General features: G+C 69.9%; 16 protein-coding genes and 1 pseudogene. 2 read left to right on the top strand and 15 right to left on the bottom strand.

What is annotated here, in order from left to right:
• The 7 genes and pseudogenes from recN to DJ019_RS09425 form a co-directional block, all read right to left on the bottom strand.
• Nucleotides 1-1716 carry a DNA repair protein RecN gene (gene recN / locus DJ019_RS09455; protein ID WP_111275767.1) on the bottom strand — a complete coding sequence of 572 codons (1716 nt, stop codon included), beginning with the start codon at nt 1714-1716 and terminating at the stop codon, nt 1-3.
• A 206-nt stretch (nt 1717-1922) separates the two neighbouring features.
• Nucleotides 1923-2762 (bottom strand): annotated as a pseudogene (locus DJ019_RS09450) (outer membrane protein assembly factor BamD); the annotation flags it as partial.
• 116 nt (nt 2763-2878) lie between these two features.
• A complete protein-coding gene (locus DJ019_RS09445; protein ID WP_111275765.1) occupies nt 2879-3490 on the bottom strand; it encodes an MSMEG_1061 family FMN-dependent PPOX-type flavoprotein in 612 nt (203 codons plus the stop codon).
• A gap of 54 nt (nt 3491-3544) precedes the next feature.
• Complete coding sequence (lpxC, locus tag DJ019_RS09440; protein ID WP_111275764.1) at nt 3545-4432, bottom strand: UDP-3-O-acyl-N-acetylglucosamine deacetylase; 888 nt, start codon at nt 4430-4432, stop codon at nt 3545-3547.
• Nucleotides 4433-4614: 182 nt separating this feature from the next.
• A complete protein-coding gene (locus tag DJ019_RS09435) occupies nt 4615-4833 on the bottom strand; it encodes a hypothetical protein (RefSeq protein ID WP_111275763.1) in 219 nt (72 codons plus the stop codon).
• Nucleotides 4834-4910: 77 nt separating this feature from the next.
• A complete protein-coding gene (gene ftsZ / locus DJ019_RS09430) occupies nt 4911-6395 on the bottom strand; it encodes a cell division protein FtsZ (protein ID WP_111275762.1) in 1485 nt (494 codons plus the stop codon).
• Between the two features lie 255 nt (nt 6396-6650).
• Nucleotides 6651-7736: a phytase gene (locus DJ019_RS09425; protein WP_111275761.1), complete on the bottom strand. Its 1086-nt coding sequence runs from the start codon at nt 7734-7736 to the stop codon at nt 6651-6653.
• A gap of 92 nt (nt 7737-7828) precedes the next feature.
• On the opposite strand from DJ019_RS09425, the gene DJ019_RS09420 reads away from it, so the two are divergent.
• On the top strand, nt 7829-10099 hold the full coding sequence (locus DJ019_RS09420; RefSeq protein ID WP_111275760.1) for a TonB-dependent receptor plug domain-containing protein: 2271 nt from the start codon (nt 7829-7831) through the stop codon (nt 10097-10099).
• 57 nt (nt 10100-10156) lie between these two features.
• On the opposite strand, the gene ftsA is transcribed toward DJ019_RS09420, so the two are convergent.
• From ftsA to DJ019_RS09395, 5 genes are all read right to left on the bottom strand, one after another.
• Nucleotides 10157-11503, bottom strand: a complete 1347-nt coding sequence (gene ftsA, locus DJ019_RS09415; RefSeq protein ID WP_111275759.1) for a cell division protein FtsA — start codon at nt 11501-11503, stop codon at nt 10157-10159.
• 21 nt (nt 11504-11524) lie between these two features.
• Nucleotides 11525-12427, bottom strand: a complete 903-nt coding sequence (locus DJ019_RS09410) for a cell division protein FtsQ/DivIB (RefSeq protein ID WP_111275758.1) — start codon at nt 12425-12427, stop codon at nt 11525-11527.
• A complete protein-coding gene (locus tag DJ019_RS09405) occupies nt 12363-13340 on the bottom strand; it encodes a D-alanine--D-alanine ligase (RefSeq protein ID WP_111275757.1) in 978 nt (325 codons plus the stop codon). Before DJ019_RS09405 ends, DJ019_RS09410 begins: the two co-directional genes overlap by 65 nt.
• 60 nt (nt 13341-13400) lie before the next feature.
• Nucleotides 13401-14678 (bottom strand): SulP family inorganic anion transporter, encoded by a 1278-nt coding sequence (locus tag DJ019_RS09400; RefSeq protein ID WP_111275756.1) that lies wholly within the window; start codon nt 14676-14678, stop codon nt 13401-13403.
• A gap of 78 nt (nt 14679-14756) precedes the next feature.
• Nucleotides 14757-16127, bottom strand: coding sequence for a M20/M25/M40 family metallo-hydrolase (locus DJ019_RS09395; protein ID WP_111275755.1), 1371 nt, complete (start codon nt 16125-16127; stop codon nt 14757-14759).
• 102 nt (nt 16128-16229) lie between these two features.
• Here DJ019_RS09395 and DJ019_RS09390 point away from each other — a divergent pair, with 102 nt between their 5' ends.
• Complete coding sequence (locus DJ019_RS09390) at nt 16230-16661, top strand: PaaI family thioesterase (protein WP_111275754.1); 432 nt, start codon at nt 16230-16232, stop codon at nt 16659-16661.
• Here DJ019_RS09390 and DJ019_RS09385 read toward each other — a convergent pair.
• From DJ019_RS09385 to murC, 3 genes are read right to left on the bottom strand one after another with little or no spacing between them, the layout of a single operon-like run.
• Nucleotides 16658-17206, bottom strand: a complete 549-nt coding sequence (locus DJ019_RS09385; protein WP_111275753.1) for a histidine phosphatase family protein — start codon at nt 17204-17206, stop codon at nt 16658-16660. The two genes, DJ019_RS09390 and DJ019_RS09385, sit on opposite strands and share 4 nt — an antisense overlap.
• Nucleotides 17207-18112, bottom strand: coding sequence for a UDP-N-acetylmuramate dehydrogenase (gene murB / locus DJ019_RS09380; RefSeq protein ID WP_111275752.1), 906 nt, complete (start codon nt 18110-18112; stop codon nt 17207-17209).
• Nucleotides 18109-19530 carry a UDP-N-acetylmuramate--L-alanine ligase gene (gene murC / locus DJ019_RS09375; RefSeq protein ID WP_111275751.1) on the bottom strand — a complete coding sequence of 474 codons (1422 nt, stop codon included), beginning with the start codon at nt 19528-19530 and terminating at the stop codon, nt 18109-18111. Before murC ends, murB begins: the two co-directional genes overlap by 4 nt.
• Nucleotides 19531-19557 lie beyond the last annotated feature (27 nt).

Raw genomic sequence — 19557 nt, 5'->3', positions numbered from 1 at the left:
TCAGGCGCCGATCAGGGCGCGGGCGGCCGCGCGGGCGGCGTCGGTGATCTGCGCGCCGGCGAGCATGCGCGCGATCTCTTCCTCGCGGTCGGCCGGGCTCAGCACCTCGACCGCGGTCCGGATGCGTTCGGAATCGCCCGCCTTGGTGATGCGCCAGTGAGCCTCCGCACGGGCGGCCACCTGGGGACTGTGGGTCACCACCAGCACCTGGGCGCCCATACGCCCGTCCCTGGGCGCGGCGAGGCGCTTCAGGCGCAAGCCCACGGCGTCCGCCACGGCGCCGCCGACGCCCTGGTCCACCTCGTCAAAGATCATCAGCGGCTGGGGTCCAGAGCCGCGGCCGGCCAGGGCCGCCTTCAGCGCCAGGGCGAAACGCGCCAGCTCGCCCCCCGAGGCGATGGCGCCCAGATCGCCGAACGGCGCGCCGGGGTTGGTGGCGATCTCGAACGCCACACGATCGAGCCCTGAAGAGCCGGCGCGGTCTTCGCCCAGGGGCTCGACGGCGACGCGGAAGCGCGCCTTCTCCAGCTTGAGCGGGGCGAGCTCCGCCATCACCGCGGTCGCCAGGCGCTCGCCAGCCGCGCGTCGGGCTTCGGTCAGGGCGGCGGCGGCGGCCAGGTAGCCGGCGCGCGCCGAAGTCACCTCAGCCTCGGCGGCCTTCAACGAGTCCTCGGCGGACTCCACGGCGCGAAGCCGCTCGGCGAAGCGGACACGAAGGACGGGAAGCTCTTCCACGGCGACGTTCAGCTTGCGGGCGAGGCCGCGAAGGTCGAACAGCCGTTCCTCGGTCTTCTCCAGCCGGTCGGGCTCGAAGTCGAAAGCCGAGGCGGCGGAATCGACGGCGGCCTCGGCCTCCCCGGCCTCGACAAGCACGCGGTCCAGCGCTTCGGAAGCCGCCGCCAGGCGGGTCACGGCGGCGCCATCGGCCGCGGCGCCTGCCGTCACCGCCCGCTCGCGGGCGCGTTCGAGCGCGCGGATCGCCGAGGCTACGCGGGCGCCAAGGCCGTCGAACACGTCCCGCGCGCTGGCGATATCGGCGAGGGCCTTCTCGGCCGCCCCCAGGATCGCCCGTTGCTCCGCCAGCTCGGTCTCCTCGCCCTCGCGCGGATCGAGACGGTCGAGTTCGGACAAGCGGAACGTGAGCTCCTCGATCTCCGCGGCGGAACGCGCAGCCTCGGCCCGCAGGGCGTCCGCCCGTTCCCGCGCCTGCCGCCAGGCCCTCCAGGCCTCCGCCACCACGCCCGACTGGCGCGCCAGATCGCCATAGGCGTCGAGGAGCGGACGGTGGGTGCGCGCGTCGAGCAGTCCGACCGTCTCATGCTGGCCGTGCACTTCCAGCAGCGCCTCGCCCAGCTCCTTCAGGACACCGACGCCGGTCGCCTGGTCGTTCACGAAGGCCCGGCTGCGACCGTCGGCGCTGAGCGTGCGACGGAGCACAAGATCCTCGTCGCGGGCGTAGGCGAGCCCCTTCTCTTCCAGGAGATCCCACACGGAATGGTCGGGGGACGGCGCGAAGACCGCCGTGGCCATGGCCTGGGCGGCGCCCCGGCGCACCAGGCCCGCATCGCCGCGCGCCCCGGTCGCCAAGCCAAGGGCGTCAAGGATGATCGACTTGCCGGCCCCGGTCTCGCCGGTGAGCGCGGTAAGGCCCGGCCCGATGGACAGGTCCAGGGCCTCGATCAGCACAATGTCCCGGATCTGCAGGCCGATCAGCATCGTCTTGGAAGATCGTACGGAATCGGCTGCGGTTGAAGGGGCGCGGACAGGGTTTGTTCCGCCCGCCCCTACTTCGGCTCGGGAACGGTGGCGCTGGCGTCGGACGCCGGCGTCGGGTCCTTGCCGCCGCCCATGGGCCAGCTGAACAGCTTGCGCTTCTTCGTGCGCTTGCTGGCCGCAACCGCCGCGTTGGGATCCTCGGCCTGCGGCGGCTCAAGGGTGCGCTGCTTGTCGCGCGTGAACGGCAGTCGCAGGATTCCGCGCCCGCCGTCGGCCTTCGGCTCCACGGCCGGCCGCAGCCCCTTCGAGGTCAGCAGCCTGTAGGCATCGGCATACCAGGGATCGCCCGGATAGTTGTAGCCGAGCACTGCGCCGTTGCGCTTGGCCTCCTCGACCAGGCCGAGGGTCAGGTAGCCCTCCACCAGGCGGTGCAACGCCTCCGGCGTGTGGCTGGTCGTCTGATAGCGGTCGATGACCGTCTTGAACCGGCCGACCGCGGCCAGCGTGTCGCCGTTTCGCAGATACCAGCGGCCGATGGTCATTTCCTTGCCGGCCAGCTGGTCGTTGACCATGTCGATCTTCAGGCGCGCGTCAGCGGCGTATTCCGTCCGCGGGTAGCGCTGGACCACGTCACGCAGGGCCGCCAGCGCCTGGCCGGTGGCGGCCTGGTCGCGGTTCACGTCGACGATCTGTTCGAAGTAGCAGATGGCCTTGATGTAGTGGGCGTAGGCGGCCGTCGGATTGCCGGGATACAGCGAAATGAAGCGGTCCGCATCGCCGATCGCCTCGGCGTAGTCGTTGCCCTGGTAGTGGGCGTAGGCCTGCATCAGGATCGCGCGGCGCGACCACTCCGAATAGGGGTGCTGGCGCTCCACTTCCTGGAAGTAGTTCACCGCCTGGTTCCACTGGCGCCGGTCCAGCCGGTCCGCGCCGGTGGCGTACAGCAGCTCCACCGGCCGTTCCTCGTAGGCGAGGCGCGGCTTGTCCTTCTTGTTGCTGGCGCAGGCGGACAGGGCGAGAGCGCAGGTGGTGGCGACAAGGACCACCCGGGTAGCAGTTCGGACCGAAGACACCTTCACCTCAAGACCAACGCGCGCGCCCCCACGCGGGAGAGTCGCTTCTACACCACCGACTGTGGCGAGCAAACGGCAGGCGGCGAAAGCTAGAGCGTCTCCCTCAGGCCCTCGACCTCCTCGGCGTGGGTCTTGGCGCGCAAGGCGACGCCGATCTGATCAGCCACCATTTCCGTCAATGTCGGCAGCTCGGACCGGTCGACGCGGTGGCTGTCGCCCCAGAGGTCGGCCCGCATCAGCGCCTTGGGGCAGTGCAGATAGGCCTCTCGGACCGTGATCCGCAGCAGCGACTTCGGGACCTTGCCGAACTCCGCGAAGGTGGCCGCCAGCGCGTCGTCGACCACGAGCTCGGCCGGCCCGTTCACCCGATAGATGTCGTCGACGCCGGGGATCATGAACATCAGCCCGACCTCTCCCGACCCGTCGGCGATGTTACGCAGCGAATCCAGGCGGTTGTTGCCCGGCCGGTCCGGCATCAGCAGGCTCTTCCCGTCTTCCGAGACGCGGATGAAGCCCGGCCCCCCGCCCCGCGGCGAGACGTCGACAGTCCCGTTCGACCCGACGGTCGCCAGGGCCGCGAAGGGCGAGAGCGCGATGAAGCGACGACCGTGCGGGTCCACGTGGTCCAGGCACTTGGCCACCGTCACCGGGTGCGGCGGCGTGTAGAGCGTATCCAGTTGGGCGGCGGCGTCAGTGGGCATCAGCAGGTCTCCCTGCCGCGCATTAGCTCATTCTTGCAAACGACTCGCAAGAACTTAGACGGCCTCGCGCAGGTCCTCGGCGAGGGTGACCACACGCCAGGCGTCCGGCCGGGCCAGGAGGGCGCGGACCAGGGCGTTGTTCAGGCCGTGGCCGGCCAGCACGCCCTCGAAGCGGCCCAGGATCGGAGCGCCGAGCACGTAGAGGTCGCCGATGGCGTCCAGGGCCTTGTGGCGCACGAACTCGTCCGGACGGCGCAGGCCTTCCGGGTTCAGCACCCGGTCGCCGTCGATGACGACGCAGTTCTCCATCGACCCGCCGCGGGCGAGCCCCATGGCGCGCAGGGCTTCGACCTCGCGGAGGAAGCCGAAGGTCCGGCAATCGGCGAGCTCGTCACGGAACGCCTGCTCGTCCATCGCCATGTCGATGGCCTGGCGGCCGATCGCGGCGGTGTCGAAGCGGATCTCGAACGCGACCTCGAACCCATCGGCCGGCTTCAGCGCCGCGCGCTTGTCGCCCTCGACGACCTCGACGGTCTTCAGGATCTCGATGAAGCGGCGGGGCGCCTCCTGCGGCCGCAGTCCGGCACGGTCCAGCAGCCGCACGAAGGCCACCGACGACCCGTCCATGATCGGCATCTCGGGCCCGTCGAGCTCGACCACCGCGTTGTCGACGCCCAGCATGGCGAAGGCGGCCATCAGGTGTTCGATCGTGGAGACCGTGACGCCGTCGGCGTTGCCGATGACGGTGCCGAGCTGGGTCTTGCAGACCGCCTCGCCGGTCACCCGAATCTGATTGTCGCGATCGCGGACATCGGTGCGCACGAAGGTGATCCCCGCATCCGCGCCCGCCGGGCGCACGGAGACGCGGGTGTATTCCCCCGTGTGGACGCCGACGCCGGCGAACAGCGCCGGAGATCTGACGGTGTGTTGGAACCCGGCCAAAGGTAGACCTTCCTGCGATACGCGGCGCGTTGCCGACCCTCGCCCCCAACGCGCTGGCTAAGCCGCTTGATGCAACGCAGCAAAGCACTTCGTGTTTCGCAATGTTTCGGTTCACCCTGCGTTAACAGAACGCGCCGGATCGCCTTTGATTTTCCGTGCTTTTCCAGTGTGGCGCCAACGGCTCACACGGCGGGATAAAGCTGGTCTCCGGCGAGATTCCGAGCGCGGTCCAGGACACGGACACGAACGGTGCGGCCAAGGCCAGCGAGGCAGTTGGCCAGCCGCCTCGCCTGGGCTTCGGCGCGGGCGCCTGAGCGAAACACCAAGGGCTCGAAACCCGCGCAGAACACGGCCCAGCCGTCGGCCAATGGCGAGACCCAGATGATGCGCTGACCACTCATGGAAAACCTCCCGGAGATGGCTCCGGGAGGATTCCTAGCAGGTGACGCCCGCCGTCAGGGTGACGATTTCGCGACGATTAGTTGGCGAGGCGTCGCAGGAACGACGGGATCTCCAGATCCTCGTTCTGGTCGGCCTCGTCCGCCGGGAGTTGGGCCTCCAGCGGCTGGGCGCCGCCACGGACCGGCGCGGCCGTGGCGCGTGCGACGGGCTGGGGAGCGGGCGCGGCGGCCGGCGTCGAGTCGTAGCGCGGCCGGCCTCCGAAGATGCTGAGGAACCCGCCCCGCGGCTTGCGCGGCTCGAAGGCCGGCTCGGCGAACAGGGGCGCGTCGCCTTCCTCGGCGACTTCAGGGTCGACGATCCGCGCCACAGGCGCGACCGGCGCGGCTTCTGCAACGACGGGTTCCGGCGCGGGGGCCGAGAAGATGTCCGGCTGTTCCTCCTCGCGCGCCAAGGCCTCGGGCTCCGCCGCCTCGGCGGCCACGGGCTCGGCGACCGGCTGCGCGGCGGCTTCGGCGGCGCGCGGCGTCACCGCGGCGCGCAGCGGTTCCACCTGGAGCGACCGGCGCTCCAGTTTCGGCTCGATGGCGGCGATCGAGGCGCCGTCCATGCCGGTGGCGACGACCGACACCCGGACCTTGCCGTCCAGCGTGGGATCGAAGGCGGCGCCGAAGATGATGTTGGCTTCCGGGTCGACCTGCTCGGCGATGGCGTTGGCCGCCTCGTCGACTTCCAGCAGGGTCATGTCCAGGCCGCCGGTCACATTGACCAGCACGGCCTTGGCGCCCTTCAGCGAGACTTCGTCCAGCAGCGGGTTCTGGATCGCGTTCTGGGCGGCCATCAGCGCACGGTCGTCGCCGGCCGCCTCGCCCGTGCCCATCATCGCCTTGCCCATCTCGGTCATGACCGTGCGGACGTCGGCGAAGTCGAGGTTGATCAGGCCCGGCAGCACCATCAGGTCGGTGATCGAGCGCACGCCCGAGTGCAGGACCTGGTCGGCCATGCCGAAGGCTTCGGCGAAGGTGGTCCGCTCGTTGGCGACGCGGAACAGATTCTGGTTCGGGATGACGATCAGGGTGTCGACGTAGCGCTGCAGCTCGCTGATGCCCGAGTCCGCCAGGCGCATCCGGTGACGGCCTTCGAAGTGGAACGGCTTGGTCACCACACCCACGGTCAGGATGCCGCGTTCGCGGGCGCACTTGGCGATGATCGGGGCCGCGCCGGTGCCGGTGCCGCCGCCCATGCCGGCGGTGATGAAGACCATGTGGGCGCCGTCGAGGTGCTCGCCGATCTCCGGGATGCTTTCCTCGGCCGCGCTCATGCCGACCTCGGGATGGGCGCCGGCGCCGAGGCCCTGCGTCACCTGTACGCCGAGCTGGATGCGGCGATCGGTCTTGGCGAACTGGAGCTGCTGGGCGTCGGTGTTGCCGACGACGAACTCAACGCCCTCCAGGCCGGCCTCGATCATGTTGTTGACCGCGTTGCCGCCGGCCCCGCCGATGCCGAACACAACGATGCGAGGCTTGAGTTCGGTAGCGCGAGGCGCCGACAAAGAGATGGCCATTGGACGTCCTGTCCTTCCCGGATTTGCGGTCTGTCGCCCCTGGCGTCCCCTTGCCCGAAGCGCCCGAGTAACGATGCGTTAAGTACGCGCCCACACCGTTAATCGAGGGTTAACCGCATACTGTGAGTCGGGACGGGTTCGAGCTTCGCCGGACAAGTTTTTCGAGACTGTCCCCAAGGAAAGCGAAGCGAATCGACAGTAACGCTGCGGCATCGGGACTCACGCTCCGGCCAGCCGGTCGTCAACCCCCGCCGCTCATAGACCCAGGGCGCGACGGACCTCCCGCCAGTCCACCAGCTTGAAGTTCTGGCGCGCGCCGGCCGGTCCCTCGTCCACGTCGTCCTGCATGACGACCAGACCCTCGGGGAAGCCGCCGACCACGCCGCCGAGCGCGGCGACGCCGTCGGTGCCCGTGACCGCGTCGACCCCATTGGCGGCGATCACGCTGAAGCGGCCGCGATAGAGGGGCTCCGCGCCATCGACCTTCCACACCGCGAAGGCCGAATCACCCTGGCTGGACGCGATGAGCCAGGCGCCGGCCGCGTCCTCGATGAGCGCCAGTCCTTCGACGTCGGGCGTCAGCATCGCGCTCGGAGCCTTCGCGAACAGCTCACCCTTCGCCGGGCCCGCGCCCAGGTCGAACCGCCAGACTCCGGCGCCCTCCTCGCCCAGGTAGAGACGGCCCCGCGCCTCGTCGGCGACACAGCCTTCGGGCTGGGTCGGCACGGCGAACCGGCGCTCCTCCGCGACCGCCGGCTTTCCATCCGGCCCCATGGCGACGCGGAGCTGCCGCACCTGCCCGTCGGTCCCGTTCACGATCACCAGAAAGTCGTCGCCCCGGCGCGCCATGCACAGGCCATAGGGCTCGGCCAGAGCCACCGGGATCGCGGCCCAGAACTCCAGCTTCAGCGTGGCCGGGTCGAGCAGGAACAGCGCCGCCCCCGCGCCGGGCCGTCCACGGTCGGACGCCGCCACCAGGACGCGTGCGCCCTGCGGCGTCGCGAAGCCTTCGCGAAGGTCCACGTTGTTGGGCAGACCGCCGGGCAGATACTGCGTCTGCCGACCGGCGAGGTCATAGACGTAGAGGCCGGACTTCTTGTCGGTGCCGATGATGACGCCGCGGGTCCGGTCGGCGGGATCGGTCCAGATGGCCGGGTCATCGGCGGCGTCGGCCGCAGTGGTCCCCACGGGCGGGGTTTCGGCGGCGGCGACGACCGGCGTTCCCGCGCCGACCGCCATCTTCGGCGAGTCTGAAACTGCCTCGAATGAAGCACAGGAACTTAGAAGTAACGCGGCGCTAGCGAGCGTCACAAAACTGTCGCTTAACTGCCTACGAAACATCACTGGCTCCCGAAGTGCTCTGAAACTAATCCGCAGTCCCGAATAGGCGTGGCCGAGTTCTCTCGTCAATCGGCCCAACTCGGGGATAGATCATGAAAAAGACGGCGCTCTTCGCCGTGGCGTCCATGGCGACGCTGCTGGCCGCTGCTCAGGCCCGGGCCGCGGATGCGGTCGCCGACGCCGAGGCCGACCGCACCAAGACGGTCGAGGAACTGGTGGTCACCGGCGAGATCACGTTCCGTAACCGCACGGACGAGGCGGCGCCGACGCTCTCGTACGACCTGGAATACTTCCAGCGCTTCGAACCGCTGACCGCGGGCGACGCCATGAAGCGCGTTCCCAGCGTGGCGTTCCTGTCGGACGTCCTGGAGTCGGACGGCGCTCGTCTGCGCGGCCTCGACCCCGGCTACACCCAGATCCTGATCAACGGCGAGCGGGTGCCGGGCGCCGGTGTCGACCGATCGTTCTTCGTCGACCGCATCCCCGCCGAGCTGATCGAGCGGGTCGAGGTGGTCCGCTCATCCTCGGCCAATCGCAGCGGCGACGCCATGGCGGGCGCGCTCAACATCGTCCTGCGCGACGGCTACACCTTTGACGGCGGCTACGTCCGGGCCGGCGCCCTCATGTTCAGCGACGACCGCGTCCGCGAAACTGTCGGTGGCGTCTTCTCCGCTCCTGTCGGGCCTGGCCGCATGGTGATCGGGGCCAACTACCAGGGACGCCGCAACCCGAAACAGAAGTTCAGCCAACGCTTCGACGAGCCGGGCGGCACGCTCGATAACATCGAGATCCAGTCGGACAAGCGCAACGGCGAGGACTACTCGCTGAACGCCAGCTACGACGTGCAGATGGAGGACTCGACGCTCAAGCTGTCGGGCTACTTCGTCCGCACCGACCGCCTGGAGGATGAGGATTCCTACGAGTACCGCGGCGGGCGCGTCGGCGACGCTGACTTCCTCACCTACAACGACAACAACGTCGACATCCAGACCGACAACTGGGCGCTTCAGGCCAAGTACGAACGGAACATGGCGGGCGGCAAGACCCGGTTCAAGCTGGGCTACGCCGAGCTGAGCGATGACCAGGACGAGATCGAGGAGGAGTACGAATACCTCCGCGACACCCGCCCCTTCCCTGACGACGACCGCTTCACGGGCGACCTCACCCGCACGCGGTTGAAGGACAAGGAGGTTTCCGGGGAGCTGTCGCACAAGCGGGACATCGGCGCCGCGAAGCTGGAGTTCGGCGTCCAGGCTTCGGAAAAGAACCGCGACACCGACATCTCAGCGGTTCGCAACCGGGTCACCATCCCGAACCCGCCTGCTACCCGGCCCGCGCTTGGCGCCTACGGCCCGCTGGTCGCCGTCGTCGGTGGCCTGAACGCCATCGAGGAGCGCCGGATCGACCCGTTCGTCATGGTGTCAGGCGGCGACGGCCCGATGGTCTGGGAGGCCGGCCTGCGCTGGGAAAACACCGACACCACCATCGAGGACGCCACGGCCCCCGCCGCCTCGCGAAAGGTCGACAACGACTACAGCTTCCTGCTGCCCTCGGCGCACCTGCGCTGGAACCTGAGCGCCGACGACCGGGTCAAGGTGTCGGTGGCGCGCACCGTCCGTCGGCCGAACTTCGACTTCCTGTCTCCCGCCCTGCTCGAGGCCGAGCTGGGCGACAACGACCTGCTCGGCAATCCGAACCTGAAGCCCGAGACGGCCTGGGGCATCGACGTGGGCTTCGAGCGCCGCCTCGGCTCGCGCGGCGTCGCGGGCGTCAACGTCTTCTACCGGGACGTGAAGGACCTCATCGAAGTCGCCAGCACCGGCCAGGTGGGCAGCGAGGGCGCCGGCACGTTCGTGCTCCAGCCGCGCAACACCGGTGACGGCTCGGTCTGGGGTGTCGAGTTCGACCTCTCCACCTCGCTGTCGGCCTTCGGGTTGGACGACACCGGCGTGTTCCTGAACTACTCGTGGCTGGACAGCGACGTGGACGACGAGTTCGGTTCGCGGCGGTTCAACGACCAGGCCAAGTACGTCTTCAACGTCGGCTTCATCCAGGACCTGCCGGACTGGGCCGCCGCCTTCGGCGCCACCTACCGCAAGCAGGGCAAGGCCTTCGGCCGCGTGGTCGGCGAGGAGGTCACCACCACCTACGGCGCCGACCTGGAGATCTTCGTCGAGAAGCGGTTCGGCGAGCGCTACGTCGTCCGCCTGACGGGCACGAACCTGCTCGACAGCAAGAAGAAGGAAACCTTCAACAAGTTCACGACCATCGCCGACCAGCGCTCGCGCGACTTCGACGAGTACGAGCTCGAGCGGGAAGAGGCCGGGCCGGTCTTCCAGCTCGTCGCTAGGGCGACGTTCTGAGTCGGCCTGCGACGGGGGCCGAGCGTCGCCACGGCCCCCCGTCGCCAGGTCTGACCGCTACAGATTGTCCCGCAGCCAGGCGGCCGCCTTGGCGACCGGGTTGGCGCGCGGGTCGAGCGGCTCGCGGCGCAGCTTCGACGAGGCGAGCTGCTTGGGCGAGACGGCTTCGCGCGGGCCGAAGGCGGCACGGTGCAGGATGCCAGCCGCGGCCGTGAAGGCCGGGCCCGAGGCGGCGTCGGCCAGGTGCGGCACGCGGCGCGGACGGCCCAGGCGCACCGGACGGTCGAACACCCGCACCGCCACTTCGCGGACGCCGGCGAGCTGGCTCGCGCCGCCGGTCAGGACCAGGCCCGCGCCCGGCTCGATGGGCGCGCCGGCCGACTTCAGCCGATCGCGCAGCAGTTCCAGCGTCTCTTCCACGCGGGGGGCGATGATCCCCTTCAGCAGGCTGCGGGGCGCCACGACCGGACCGGCGCCCGGATCGTCGCCGCGCGGCGGGGCCTCGATCATCTCGCGGTCCTCGTTGGCCGAGGCGATGGCCGAGCCGTGCAGGGTCTTGATCCGCTCGGCGCCGGCGATGGAGGTGGAAAGGCCGCGGGCGATGTCCTGTGTCACGTGATGGCCGCCGACCGGCACCGTCTCCACATGCACCAGGCTGCCGCCCCGGAACACCGAGGCCGAGGTCGAGCCACCGCCCATGTCGATGCAGACGGACCCGAGGTCCATCTCGTCCTCCTCCAGCGCGGCGAGCGCGGACACGAACGGCGCGGCAACGACGCCTTCGAGCTGGAGGTGGGCCCGCTCGACACACGCGCCCAGGGTGTTGAAGACCGTCTCGGCGACCGAGACCACCAGCAGTTCGACGCCCAGGGTCTTGCCGAACATCGCGCGGGGGTCGCGCACGCCGCCCTGGCCATCGACCGCCCAGGCGATCGGCACGATGTGGATCGCACGGCGACCCGGCAGCTTGATCTGCGCCAGCGCGTTCTGGATGGCGCGCACGAGGTCGTTGTCCGCGATCGGGCGGGCGCCGATGGAGACGCGGCCCTGCACCCGGCTGGACGTGAGCTGTCCACCGGCGGTGGAGATGGTCACGCCCTGCACGTTCACGCCGGCGACGTTCTCGGCGCGCTCGACCGCCTGGGCTATGGCCGCGGAGGCCTCATCCAGATCCACGATCGCGCCGCCCCGGACGCCCCGCGACTGCACATAGCCGACACCGCAGGTGGTGAGGGTCCGGTCGCCACGCCGGACGCCGTCCGGTTTCATGATGAAGCAGGCCACCTTCGAGGCGCCGAGGTCCACCGCGGCCACCACCTTCGGCGGCGCGAGGGCGGCCTTCAGCCCTTCGCGGCTGTCCTTCTTCGCGGCTTCGGCCTTCGGGCGGGCGGCGGTCTTGAGCATGCGGCGGACTCTTGTTGTTCGTTACACCCCGCTGGCGAGCGGCTCGCCGGGCGGAGTGGTGGTGGCGGCAGTGACCGGCGCGCGAGGCCGGACGGCTACGACGTCGGGATTGCGGAGATCGATGCGCTCGAAACCCAGCTCGAGGATCCGCGAGCGCAGGTCGAGTTGCTCAAGCTGGATCAGCGCCTGCTCTTCGTCGACAGCCGGAAGCTGGATCAGCGAACCGTCCTTCAGGCGCAGATCCCAGCGGCGGTCGTCGACACGCACCAGGGCTTCCATGCGCGCCATCAACTTCGGCCGCTGGGCCAGGACCGGCAGGATCTCGCCGGCATGGCGGTCGCCGCCCGCGCCCACCACGAGAGGCAGGCCGGTGAAGCGCGCCGGATCGGCCTCGGGGATGCGCCGGCCCTTGTCGTCGATGACCACGCTCCGGCCGTTGTGCTGCCAGACGGCGAGCTGGCGGCGCTCCTTCACCGAGATCATCAGGGTGTCGGGCAGAAGGCGGACGACTCGCGCCTCCTCCACCCAGCCCACCTGCTCCACCCGGGCGCGCAGAGCCTCCAGGTCCATGCCCAGCAGAGGCGCGTCCTTGTACACGCCCGCGGCGCGGACGATGTCCGGGGTCGCCATCTCCGACGCGCCCTGCACGTGGACCGAGGTCAGCCGGAAGCCGGCTTCACCGAACTTGCCATCGACCGTGGACCCGATCACGTGGGCCAGCTCAGCGCCTCGCTCGCCCGTCGTCAGGACGGCGGCCAGCGCCACGGTGATGACCCCGGCGGCGATGAGAAGAGTCTGTTTCGGGGAGAGCCGGAGGCCGCCGCCGCCCGCCTCCGCCGCCTTCGGGCGCCTGGCCGGACTAGCGGGCGCCTTGGCCCGAGGTTTCGCCGCGACTCGCGATCCCCCCCGCTCCGCCGCGGGCATAAGCGTCCTCCACAATCCAGAGCACCAACCGGTCGAAATCCACCCCGCCCGCCGCGGCCTGCTCAGGAACCAGAGACGTGGGCGTCATGCCGGGCTGGGTGTTGACCTCCAGTAGGACCAAAACGTCGTTAACATCGTCATAACGGAGGTCCGACCTGGTAACGCCTCGGCAACCTAGGGCGGCGTGCGCCATCTCGGAAAGTTTCTTCGCCTTTTCAATCGCATGAAGCGGAATTCGGGCGGGCACGATGTGCTCGGAGCCGCCTTCCCCGTACTTGGCCTCGTAGTCGTAGAAGGCGGTTTTCGGCACGATCTCGGTAACGGTCATGGCCTTGCCGTCCATGACGCCCACCGCCAGCTCCAGGCCGGCGATGTAGGGCTCGACCATGACCTCCTCGCCGAAGGTCCAGCCGGGGGCCACGACCTCCTGCGGCGGGCGATTCGCGCCATCGAAGACCAGGAACACGCCGACCGACGATCCTTCCGCGTTGGGCTTCACCACGTAGGGCGGCGGCAGCACGTGGTCACGGGCCACGTCGAACCGGTTGAAGAGCCCCCCGCCCGGCACGGCGACGCCGGCCGCCGCCAGCACCGCCTTGGCCTTGGCCTTGTCCATGGCGAGCGCCGAGGCCAGCACGCCGCAATGGGTGTAGGGCACGCCCAGGGTCTCCAGCACGCCCTGGACGCAGCCGTCCTCACCCCAGGCGCCATGAAGGGCGTTGAAGCAGACGTCCGGCTTAAGGCGCGTCAGGACCTCGGCAATGTCTCGGCCGGCGTCGACTCGGCTGACCTGGGCCCCCAGCCGCTCCAGGGCGTCGGCGCATTCGCGGCCCGATACGAGGCTCACCTCGCGCTCGGAAGACAGCCCGCCCATGAGGACGGCGATGTGGTGTCCGGAAAGGGGGGCGGCCATGGGCGACTCGATGCAGCGGGGAGAACGACCCCCGCCGGGTGGCGGACGGGCCGCCTTGGGTCAAGTCAGCTTTCGATGCAGCTTCGACGCAGCCCAGAAGATCGCGGCCAATCCGCAGCCCGCGGCGATGCCGGCCATGAGGTCATGCACGACGGTCAGGCCGAAGGTGGCCAGCAGGACGACCGCAGCGCGCCAGTTCCGCAGCAGGCTGGCGAACTCTTCCTTCTCCGCCATGTTCCAGGCGACCACCACGAGCAGGCCCGCGAGGGCGGCCAGCGGCACATAGCTGGCCAGGGGCGCCGCCAGCATCATGAACGCCAGCAGGAACGCCGCATGCAGCATGCCGGCGATGGGGGTGTGGGCGCCGGCGCGGATATTGGTGGCCGTCCGGGCGATCGTGCCGGTCACCGCGATGCCGCCGAAGATCGCCGAAGCGACATTGGCGAGGCCCTGGGCGACCAGTTCCATGTTCGAGCGGTGGACGCGGCCGGTCATGCCATCGGCGACCTTGGCCGACAGCAGGCTCTCGAGCCCGCCCAGGAGCGTAAACGACAGCGCGGCCGGGAAGATCGCCACCAGCAGGTCGAGAGAGACCGTCGGCAGCTTTGGAGCCGGCAGGCCGCTGGGGATGCCGCCGAAGCGGCTGCCGATGGTCTCGACCGGCATGTGGATCAGGGTGGCGACCACCGTGGCCGCGACGACCGCCACCAGCATTCCAGGCCAGGTCGGCCGCAGGCGGCGCATGACGAGGATCACCGCCGCGGTCCCGAGGCCAAGGGCCAGGGCCGCGGGGTTCAGCGTCCCCGCCGCGTCGGCAAGGGCCATGATCTTGGGCAGGACCGGGCCGGGCTCGGCGCCCGAGAGCTTCAGGCCCGCCAGGTCCTTGATCTGGCTTGCGAGAATGGTGACCGCGATCCCGGCGGTGAAGCCCACCGTCACAGGGTGCGGAATGTAGCGGATGAAGCGTCCGAGCCGCAGCGCGCCGAGCAGCGCCAGCATCAGGCCCGACAGCATCACCGTGAGCGCAAGGCCCGATAGCCCGAACTTGGCCACGGTGGCCGAGACCAGCACGATGAAGGCGCCCGCCGGCCCGCCGATCTGGAAGCGGCTGCCCCCGAGCGCGGAGACCAGGAAGCCACCGATGATGGCGGTGTAGAGCCCCTGCGCCGGCGACACGCCCGACGCTACCGCGATGGCCATCGATAGCGGCAGCGCCAGGATCGCCACGGTGAGGCCCGCCATCGCGTCGGCGCGCAGGTCGCCGAGGCCGTACCCCTCTTTCAGGGTGCTGGCCAACTTCGGCTTGTAGAGGTGCGCCTTGGCGGCTCCGTCGGGCATGGCCCTAAATCCTCACTCGGCCGAAACTTAAGTGCGACGACGGCCCAGTTGCACGCGTTCTCTCGTCGCACCACCGTCCTAAGGCGCGGGTTTTGTCCGGAACTCCACGTCCGAATTGGCCACGGTGTGGAGGAAGCTCGCCCAGACGGCCACGTTCTGGGCCAATTCGGCGGGGTCGATCTTGTCCAGCGTATCGTCGGCCGAGTGGTGCAGGTCGAAGTAGCGGCTGGCGTCCTGGTTGAAGTCCACGAACGGCGCACCGAGGCCGATGATGCCGCGGATGTCGGCCCCGCCGAACGCCGGCGGCTCTGGGCTCACGCCGACCTTCAGTGGCGCGAGGCTCGTGCGGAACGCCTTCATGGCGGCGTGGTCGGCCCCAGCCTTCGGAAGACTGACGCTCCAGATGCGCCCGGCGCCGGAGTCGCTTTCGCCCGCGACAACGATCTTCGCCGCCTCGTCCTTGTGGGCGGCGGCATAGGCTTCGGACGAACCGCCCTGCTCCTCCGAGCCCCACATGACGACGCGGATGGTCCGGCGCGGCGGGCCCGCCTGGGCGACCAGCTTCGCCGCTGCCGTGGTGATGGCGATGCCGGCGGCGTCGTCCACGGCGCCCGTCCCCGGATCCCAGCTGTCGAGGTGTCCGCCGATCACGATGACCTCGTCCGGCGCCTCCCGGCCCCTGATCTCGCCCGAGATATTCCAGGCCTGGGCCTTCGGGTTCACGCTGGACGTCATGGCCATGCGCACGGTCACCGGCTGGCCGCGACGGGCCATGTTCTCCAAGAGGTCCGCGTCCGGCGTCGACAGCGCGGCGGCCGGAATGCCCGCCGGCGCCCCGCCGCCCGTGTGCGGCAGGCGCGTGTCGTCGGTGGAGAGCGAGCGCATCAGGTAGCCAACGGCGCCCCGCTTGGCCGCCTCGGCCGCTCCGGTCCAGCGCTGGGGTCCGATGGCGCCATAGCCCGAGCCGTCCTGGGTCCGCCCCATGCGCTGGGTGACCACGGCGATCTTGCCGGCCAGGGCGCCCGGAGGCTGGTCCAGCATGGTCTGGTAGCTGGTGAAGACAGCGATTGGCGCGGTGATCCCGCCCGCAGGGGTAGAGACCGACCCGCCCAGGCCGAGAACGTGGAGCTTCACCGGCCATGGGGCCACCACCTCCACGGATTCCGCGCCACGCGACCACGCCGGCGTCGTGAACGACTCCACCCGGACGTTCTCGAAACCGAGCGCCTTCAGCTTCGCCACCGCCCAGTCGCGAGCCCGTTCCATGCCCTGGGAGCCGACCATCCGCGGGCCGACTTCGGTGGTCAGGGACTCGGCGATACTCCAGGCGGTCTGGTCGGTGAGCGCCTTGTCGCGGACGGCGGCGGCGCCTCCCGCAAGGTCCTGGGCGGCGGCGGGAGCGGCGATGGCGAGGGTCGCGGCGGCGATGGCGATGGACAGGCGCTTCATGACTTGCCGGTCCCATCCCGCCCGAGTCCCGTCAAGCTGCGGCTCCTGCCAGCATGCTGTCAGCAGTCTGGCGCCAAGGTTCGAGGCGAAGAGGAGGCCTCGATGCCCGTTCCAACCGCCCTCGACGGTCTGCCCCGCCCGCCCTGCGCCGAGTTGTTGGGCTGGGACGTCGTCGATGCCCGTCCGGCCGACGGCTGGATACGGGTCCGCTTCGAGGGGCGCCCCGAGTTCGCCAACCCCGCCGGCTTCATCCAGGGCGGCTTCCTGGCGGCCATGCTGGACGACACCATGGGCCCGGCGATGTTCATCTATGGCGAGGGCCGCGTCTTCACGCCCACCATCGACCTGCACGTGAGCTTCCTGTCGCCCGCCCGACCCGGGCCGCTCTACGGCGAGGGGCAGGTGGTGCAGGCCGGCAAGAGCATCGCCTTCCTGGAAGGTCGCCTGATGGATCTGTCGGGGACCCTGGTCGCGCGGGGGACGGCTAGCGCCCGCCTTGTGGCCGCAGAGCGGATGCTGCCCTCGGCGGCCTAGCTGATCCGTTCGATCAGCCCGCCCTCGGCGTCCAGCACGAAGGCGTCGGGCATGTGCAGGCTGCGCCAGAGGTCGTGGGCGTCGCAGCCCAGGCGCTCGGCGAGGTAGAGGCTGAGGACTGTGCCGTGCGTCACCGCCACCAGCGGCTGGCCGTCGTGCTTCGCCAAGGCGGCGGCGATCCGTTCCGCGGCTTCGTGCGCTGTCTCACCGCCGTGGACGGCCTCGGCCGGTCGGGCGAACACCGCCGCCACGCTGTCGCGGAATTCCTGCTCGGTGCCGAAGGCCCGGTGCTGGCGCTTGTGTTCGTGAAGGCCGGCGTCGAGCTCGACCTTGAGGCCCAGACGGACGGCGATGATCTCGGCGGTCTCCGTGGCCTTCGGCTCCGGGCTGGCGACGATGCGGGTCGGCGCGTAGGCCAGGAGCCGCTCCGCCAGCCGCTCCACCGCCTCGCGCCCCTCGGGGCACAGCGGCCAGCCGGTGGCCGGCGTGTCGGGATCGATCTTCGGCCGCCCGTGACGCACAAGGATGAGGGCCGCCTGGGTCATCTAGCGCTTCCCGATCCTTTTGATCTCCCAGTGGAGATCGATGCCCGTCCTTGCCTTCACGTCCGCACGCACCGCCTCGCCCAGGCCCTCCAGGTCGGCGGCAGTGGCGGTTCCCGTGTTGATCATGAAGTTGGAATGCAGCGGCGAGAACATCGCTCCACCATAAGGCTTTCCGCGCCAGCCTGCCTCGTCCACGAGCTTCCAGGAGGAATGGCCCGGCGGGTTCTTGAAGGTCGAGCCCCCGGTCTTCTCGCGGATCGGCTGGGTCGTCTCGCGACGTGCGGTGATCTCGTCGATACGGGCCTGTACGGCCTGAGGGTCGTCGGGACGCCCCTGATAGACGGCCTCGATCCAGATGATGTCGGCCGGCGCCTCGGAATGCCGGTAGGTGTAGCCAAAATCCGCCAACGCCAGCTCCCGCCGCGTTCCGGAGCGATCGTAGCCCCAGGCGGAGACCAGCACATCCTTGGTTTCGGAACCGTAGCAGCCGGCGTTCATGGTCAGGGCGCCGCCGATCGTGCCCGGGATGCCGGCATAGAACTCGAGGCCGGCGATCCCCGCCTTGGCCGCGGCGCGGGCGACCTGGGCGTCCAGGGCGGCCGAACCGGCCACGATGCGCTGGGTCTGCGGGTCCGCCTCCACGCCCGCGAAGGCGCGCCCCACGAGGCGGATCACCGCCCCGGGCACGCCGCCGTCGCGAATGATGACGTTGGAGCCCACGCCCAGGACCGTCACCGGAACCTCGGCCGGCAACGCCTTCAGGAACGTGGCAAGATCCTCGGAGTCGGCCGGTAGGAAGAGTAGCTCGGCCGCCCCACCGACCCGGAACCAGGTGAACGGCCCCAGCGGCTCGTCGCGCAGCAGCTTGCCGCGCACCGGCGGGAGGTTGTCCCTCCAGTCCGTCATGCGCCCGCCTTGCCCAGGGCTTCCAGCTCTCCCGGCAGGGCGTAAGCCCAGCTCGTGATGTCGCCGGCGCCCAGCAGCACCACGAGGTCGCCCGGCGCGGTCTCGGCCTTCACCAGCGCCGCCAGCTCAGCCGGCGAGCCCAGCGGCAGCGCCCGGCGGTGGCCGTAGCGGCGCAGGCCGTCCACCAGGCTGTCCTTGCTGACGCCCTCGATCGGCTGTTCGCCCGCGGCATAGACGTCGGCCACCAGCACCACGTCGGCGTCGGCGAAACAGGCGCTGAACTCGTCGAACAGGTCGCGCAGGCGGGTGTAGCGGTGCGGCTGCACCACGGCGACGACCTTGCCCTCGGTCACCGCGCGGGCGGCCTTGAGCACCGAGGCGATCTCCACCGGGTGATGGCCATAGTCGTCGACGACCCGGACCCCGTTCGCCACGCCGGTGGTGGTGAAGCGCCGCTTCACGCCGCCGAACTCGGCCAGACCCTTGCGGATCGCAGCCTCATCCAGGCCGAGCTCACGGGCCACCGCCACGGCGGCCAGGGAGTTCAGCACATTGTGGTGGCCGGCCATCGGGAGGTGCAGGTCGGCGTAGCGCAGAGGTTCGCCCTCACGGGGCCGGATCACCGCGTCATAGCGTGCGCCGTCCGGGCCCATGCGGATGTTCTCGGCCCGCACCTCGGCCTGCGGATTGACGCCATAGGTGACCAGGCGGCGGTTCTCGACCCGCGAGGCCATGGCCAGCACCTCGGGGTGATCGGTGCAGATCGCCGCGAAGCCGTAGAACGGGATGTTCTCCACGAAGTCGCGGAAGGCCTTTTTCACGGCCTCGAACTCGCCGTAGTGGTCGAGGTGCTCGGGGTCGATGTTTGTGACGACCGCACAGGTGGACTTCAGCTTCAGGAAGGTGCCGTCGCTCTCGTCCGCCTCCACCACGATCCAGTCGCCAGAGCCGACCTTCGCATTGGTCCCGTAGGCGTTGATGATGCCGCCGTTGACCACCGTGGGGTCCAGGCCGCCGGCGTCCAGAAGGGAGGCGATCATCGAGGTGGTGGTCGTCTTCCCGTGCGTGCCGCCCACAGCCACCGAAAACTGGAGCCGCATCAGCTCGGCCAGCATCTCTGCCCGGCGAACGAGCGGCAGCCGCTTCTCCCGAGCGGCGACCATCTCCGGATTATCGGGCTTCACGGCCGTGGAATAGACGACCGCATAGGCCCCCTCGACGTTCGCCGGGTCGTGGCCGATGAAGATCTTCGCGCCCAGCTTTTCAAGCCGCTCGGTGTTGGCGCTGGCCTTTGCGTCCGAGCCCTGCACCGTATAGCCGGTGCGCATCATGATCTCGGCGATGCCGCTCATGCCGATGCCCCCGATGCCGATGAAGTGCACGGGGCCGATCTCGAAGGGGACTGGACGACGGTTCATGTCGCAGTCCTAGGACGCTTCCCGGCG

The organism is Phenylobacterium kunshanense (assembly GCF_003254525.1).
Classification (GTDB): Bacteria; Pseudomonadota; Alphaproteobacteria; order Caulobacterales; family Caulobacteraceae; genus Phenylobacterium; species Phenylobacterium kunshanense.
The sequence above is the reverse complement of the archived record's forward strand: the minus strand, read 5'-3'. Positions and strand labels throughout refer to the sequence as shown.

What these genes read in the sequence shown, in the direction of transcription:
- recN (WP_111275767.1), bottom strand. Translation starts at nt 1,716, where the DNA reads ATGCTGATCGGCCTGCAGATCCGGGACATTGTGCTGATCGAGGCCCTG.
- DJ019_RS09435 (WP_111275763.1), bottom strand. Translation starts at nt 4,833, where the DNA reads ATGAGTGGTCAGCGCATCATCTGGGTCTCGCCATTGGCCGACGGCTGG.
- DJ019_RS09410 (WP_111275758.1), bottom strand. Translation starts at nt 12,427, where the DNA reads ATGCCCGCGGCGGAGCGGGGGGGATCGCGAGTCGCGGCGAAACCTCGG.
- DJ019_RS09385 (WP_111275753.1), bottom strand. Translation starts at nt 17,206, where the DNA reads ATGACCCAGGCGGCCCTCATCCTTGTGCGTCACGGGCGGCCGAAGATC.
- ftsZ (WP_111275762.1), bottom strand. Translation starts at nt 6,395, where the DNA reads ATGGCCATCTCTTTGTCGGCGCCTCGCGCTACCGAACTCAAGCCTCGC.
- ftsA (WP_111275759.1), bottom strand. Translation starts at nt 11,503, where the DNA reads ATGCTCAAGACCGCCGCCCGCCCGAAGGCCGAAGCCGCGAAGAAGGAC.
- DJ019_RS09425 (WP_111275761.1), bottom strand. Translation starts at nt 7,736, where the DNA reads ATGTTTCGTAGGCAGTTAAGCGACAGTTTTGTGACGCTCGCTAGCGCC.
- DJ019_RS09420 (WP_111275760.1), top strand. Translation starts at nt 7,829, where the DNA reads ATGAAAAAGACGGCGCTCTTCGCCGTGGCGTCCATGGCGACGCTGCTG.
- DJ019_RS09400 (WP_111275756.1), bottom strand. Translation starts at nt 14,678, where the DNA reads ATGCCCGACGGAGCCGCCAAGGCGCACCTCTACAAGCCGAAGTTGGCC.
- DJ019_RS09395 (WP_111275755.1), bottom strand. Translation starts at nt 16,127, where the DNA reads ATGAAGCGCCTGTCCATCGCCATCGCCGCCGCGACCCTCGCCATCGCC.
- DJ019_RS09390 (WP_111275754.1), top strand. Translation starts at nt 16,230, where the DNA reads ATGCCCGTTCCAACCGCCCTCGACGGTCTGCCCCGCCCGCCCTGCGCC.
- murC (WP_111275751.1), bottom strand. Translation starts at nt 19,530, where the DNA reads ATGAACCGTCGTCCAGTCCCCTTCGAGATCGGCCCCGTGCACTTCATC.
- DJ019_RS09445 (WP_111275765.1), bottom strand. Translation starts at nt 3,490, where the DNA reads ATGCCCACTGACGCCGCCGCCCAACTGGATACGCTCTACACGCCGCCG.
- murB (WP_111275752.1), bottom strand. Translation starts at nt 18,112, where the DNA reads ATGACGGACTGGAGGGACAACCTCCCGCCGGTGCGCGGCAAGCTGCTG.
- DJ019_RS09405 (WP_111275757.1), bottom strand. Translation starts at nt 13,340, where the DNA reads ATGGCCGCCCCCCTTTCCGGACACCACATCGCCGTCCTCATGGGCGGG.